Genomic DNA, 2,930 nt, shown 5'->3' on the forward strand with positions numbered 1-2,930 from the left:
GCGCCTGGCGCTGGGCGGGCAGGAGGAGGGCCAGAACGGCGACTGCGGCCAGGGCGGCTGCGGCGATGGCCGCGTACCTCGCGGCCGGGCCCATGCCCGCCCAAACGGCCGGCCTTTAAAGCTTCACCCCGCCCTCCGCGGCGGGGCCCGGCGGATGGAGGCGCGGCCGCGGGGGAGCGCGTCGCGGAGGCCGCGCGCCGCGCAGGTACCCCCGGATGGTTGAGTGGTCGGGCGGAGGCCCGCGGGCCCCGTGGGCCCGTACTCCGTGGAGGCCCATGCGGGAGGGTCGGAGGCCCGCATGCCTTTCGGCGGGGTCTACTGCTCCGCGGATGGGGCGTCAGGAGGCTTGAGCTTGAGTTCAGCCGACTGGAGCCCCACGAAGGCGGGGTGAGGGAGGCCTACAGGCCGAAAGGCCTGCTGGCATTTACCGCGAGGACGAAGGAGTACATACGGATCCTATGAGGCGCGGGCGTCGGGAGGGCCGGGCGTGCGAGGCCCCGCCGGGATGAAACCCCTCTTTTTCCCCTCCGGCCGACCTCATAGGCCAATTTCCCGAGGCGGCTGGGCCATCCCAACGACTACCAGCGGCCCACCTCCAACCACCTCGTTACGGCGTCTGCAAGCCCGGCGTACGCCGCGCGTCCACTTTAAGCGTAGTTTTGTCCAAAGTGAATATATTGACGCATCGAGATGTGCGCGTGGAGATGAGGGTGAACCTCCTCGCCGTGCTCGGCTCCGACATAGGGCTTCTCGGCGAGATCGCCGCCGCGCGTATACTGTCGGGCGCCGCCCGCGGCGAGGCCGTCGCGATGCTCGTGGAGGGCTTGCTGACGTATATGAAGCTGCCGGACGTAGGTCCCCCTCCGACGGGATACAGGGGAAGGGGCCGCATCTCCGCCTTCGTCGACGGCAGGTGGCCTCTGCACAAGAGCTGGTTCGTGCCCACCCTGGGGCCAGACGGCTACAAGCTGCTCATAGACCCGCCCAGGGGCCTGGTAAGATACGTCGGGAGGGACGACGGGACCTTCGCGGCCATACTCAAGGCGGGCCTGGGCGAGCTGGTCAGCTACGTCGAGGAGGGCACCCCGCCGGAACACGTGGCGGGCCTCGACTTCGCCGATGAGGAGCGTCTGGCGGCCCGCAGGCTCTTCAAGCTGATCGACGGGCTGTCCGAGGAGGAGCAGATCGAAGTCCTGGAAACCCTGAGGCAGGTGGATCTCCTCTTCGAGAGGGACGGCCAGCTCTACCACGTCGAGGTCAAGACGGGCTTTCGCTTCAAGCCCTCTAAGCTGAGGCGCAAGCAGATGGTGCTAGAGGCCCGGCAGAAGGTGCTCGGGGCGCTTGGCCTGAGGCCCGCCTTGATCTATATAACGCCTCGAGACAATTGGGAGGTCGAGGTGAGGCTGGTGGAGACCTAGGCTATTTGCTCTTGAATTTCTTCAGGCGGAGGTTGCGGCTGCCGCAGCGCCTGCACTTGACGGCCTCCGGCGGGTTCTTGGCGCCGCAGTTCCTGCAGACCTTGTAGTTAAAGCGGTGCTCCAGCACTATCCTCAACTTCTCGGGGTCCAGCGTGATGGGCATGCCCCAGCCCTACGGGGCGTTTTTAAGCTTTTCTAGCCGCTCGTCGACCTCCGCCACGTCGATGGCCTTGACGGGGCAGGTCATCATGCCGCGCACGGCCTCAGGCAGGAGCTCGTCGGGCACGAGCCCCTCGTAGGGCGAGCCCGATCTGTATCGGGGATTCAGCTCGGCCTTCCCCTCATGCCCCTCGACGAAGACGTTGGGGGCCAGCACGTAGCAGAGCCCGCAGGCGAAGCATGCGGCGCCGTCTATGGAGACCCGCGCCGTCATCTGCGCACGTAGAACCTAGGCGGCTCTATCCTCTCGCTGTGGCATCTGGGGCATTTCGAGGGCTTCCTCAGCCTCTCGCGGCCTCTGAACTCGTAGCCGCAGTTCCGGCATCTGGCCGGCACCACGGCCAGCTTGAGGCCCTGCCTCTTGAGCGTCTTGGCCACGTGCTCCAGCTCGTCGTATATCTCAGACGGCGTCAGGTCGAGCCCGGCGGCCTCCCTTATTTGGAAGACGTCTAGGGGCTCCTGGGAGGACAGCAGAACTCTCGCTATCCTCTCTCTGCCGGTCAGGAACTCGGTCATTTAGTGGCTACGGCGCTCTGGAGCCACAGCAGCTTGTACTTGCCGGCGCTCTTCAGAATGGCGAACGTGAAGATGTGCTTGTCGGGGCTCTCGCCGTATTTGGCCTCAACCCTCAGGAATCTGGCCCTCTCCGGGGACTCGGCGGGGTCCACATTGGCGTCCAGGTAGGCCAAGTCCCTGGCCTCGAAGCCCGCGGACGCCAGCCTGCCTCTGGCGCAGTCGCCGAGCTGCGCCGGGCTGTCGGCGACGCAGGGATCCCTGTCGAACGCCTCCTTGGCCCTTCCATGCAGGAGGGATATTTCGGCGGACATACGTCCCCAAACCCCTAGGGTATTTAAATACTTCAAGCCGTCGGAGGTAGGGTTTTTAGCCGACGCCCGGGGCATGGTGCGTGAGGAGGCTTGCAAGGGCTGAGCCGTGAGGAGGCTGGGCGTGCCGAATTTTTAAACATGTGCGGTGCATTCTATCCATGTGTCTTGATCTACGCGTACCCGAGGGAGGTCCCGACACGGCCGCCGTGGCCCTTATACTCAACGGGAGGAGGTTCCTCCTGATAAAAAGGGTCGAGAGGCCGGGCGACCCGTGGTCGGGGCAGGTCGGCCTCCCGGGCGGCCACTGGAAGCCCGGCGAGAACCTCCTGGGCACGGTCAGGAGAGAGGTGGCCGAGGAGGTCGGCGTCAAGCTCGCCGACTCGTACTGGCGAGGCGTGATGGAGCCCGACTCCCCCATGAACGCCCCCAACCTCAAGGTATATCCATTCGTCTTCCAGCTGGATGA

Annotated in this window: 7 protein-coding genes; 3 read left to right on the plus strand and 4 right to left on the minus strand. The window is 65.6% G+C overall.

Annotation, left to right across the window (positions count from 1 at the left end):
* Nucleotides 1–250 precede the first annotated feature (250 nt).
* Nucleotides 251–391: a hypothetical protein gene (locus tag B7L68_RS08625; RefSeq protein WP_162008398.1), complete on the plus strand. Its 141-nt coding sequence runs from the start codon at nucleotides 251–253 to the stop codon at nucleotides 389–391.
* A gap of 313 nt (nucleotides 392–704) precedes the next feature.
* Nucleotides 705–1,418 (plus strand): hypothetical protein, encoded by a 714-nt coding sequence (locus B7L68_RS03675; protein ID WP_081246377.1) that lies wholly within the window; start codon nucleotides 705–707, stop codon nucleotides 1,416–1,418.
* Between the two features lies 1 nt (nucleotide 1,419).
* On the opposite strand, the gene B7L68_RS03680 is transcribed toward B7L68_RS03675, so the two are convergent.
* Genes B7L68_RS03680 through B7L68_RS03695 form a run of 4 tightly spaced genes read right to left on the minus strand, consistent with a single transcriptional unit; the run spans nucleotide 1,420 to nucleotide 2,464 of the window.
* On the minus strand, nucleotides 1,420–1,581 hold the full coding sequence (locus B7L68_RS03680; RefSeq protein ID WP_013680284.1) for a 50S ribosomal protein L40e: 162 nt from the start codon (nucleotides 1,579–1,581) through the stop codon (nucleotides 1,420–1,422).
* A 9-nt stretch (nucleotides 1,582–1,590) separates the two neighbouring features.
* Nucleotides 1,591–1,851 (minus strand): ferredoxin, encoded by a 261-nt coding sequence (locus tag B7L68_RS03685; protein ID WP_081246343.1) that lies wholly within the window; start codon nucleotides 1,849–1,851, stop codon nucleotides 1,591–1,593.
* Nucleotides 1,848–2,153 carry a transcriptional regulator gene (locus B7L68_RS03690; RefSeq protein WP_081246344.1) on the minus strand — a complete coding sequence of 102 codons (306 nt, stop codon included), beginning with the start codon at nucleotides 2,151–2,153 and terminating at the stop codon, nucleotides 1,848–1,850. The genes B7L68_RS03685 and B7L68_RS03690 overlap by 4 nt, the downstream gene beginning before the upstream one ends.
* Nucleotides 2,150–2,464, minus strand: coding sequence for a hypothetical protein (locus B7L68_RS03695; RefSeq protein ID WP_081246345.1), 315 nt, complete (start codon nucleotides 2,462–2,464; stop codon nucleotides 2,150–2,152). The genes B7L68_RS03690 and B7L68_RS03695 overlap by 4 nt, the downstream gene beginning before the upstream one ends.
* A gap of 158 nt (nucleotides 2,465–2,622) precedes the next feature.
* Here B7L68_RS03695 and B7L68_RS03700 point away from each other — a divergent pair.
* Nucleotides 2,623–2,930, plus strand: a 308-nt coding sequence (locus B7L68_RS03700; RefSeq protein ID WP_143615287.1) for an NUDIX domain-containing protein, incomplete at its 3' end; no start/stop codon positions are given.

Origin of the sequence: Thermoproteus sp. CP80 (assembly GCF_002077075.2) — an archaeon.
GTDB lineage: Archaea > Thermoproteota > Thermoprotei > Thermoproteales > Thermoproteaceae > Thermoproteus.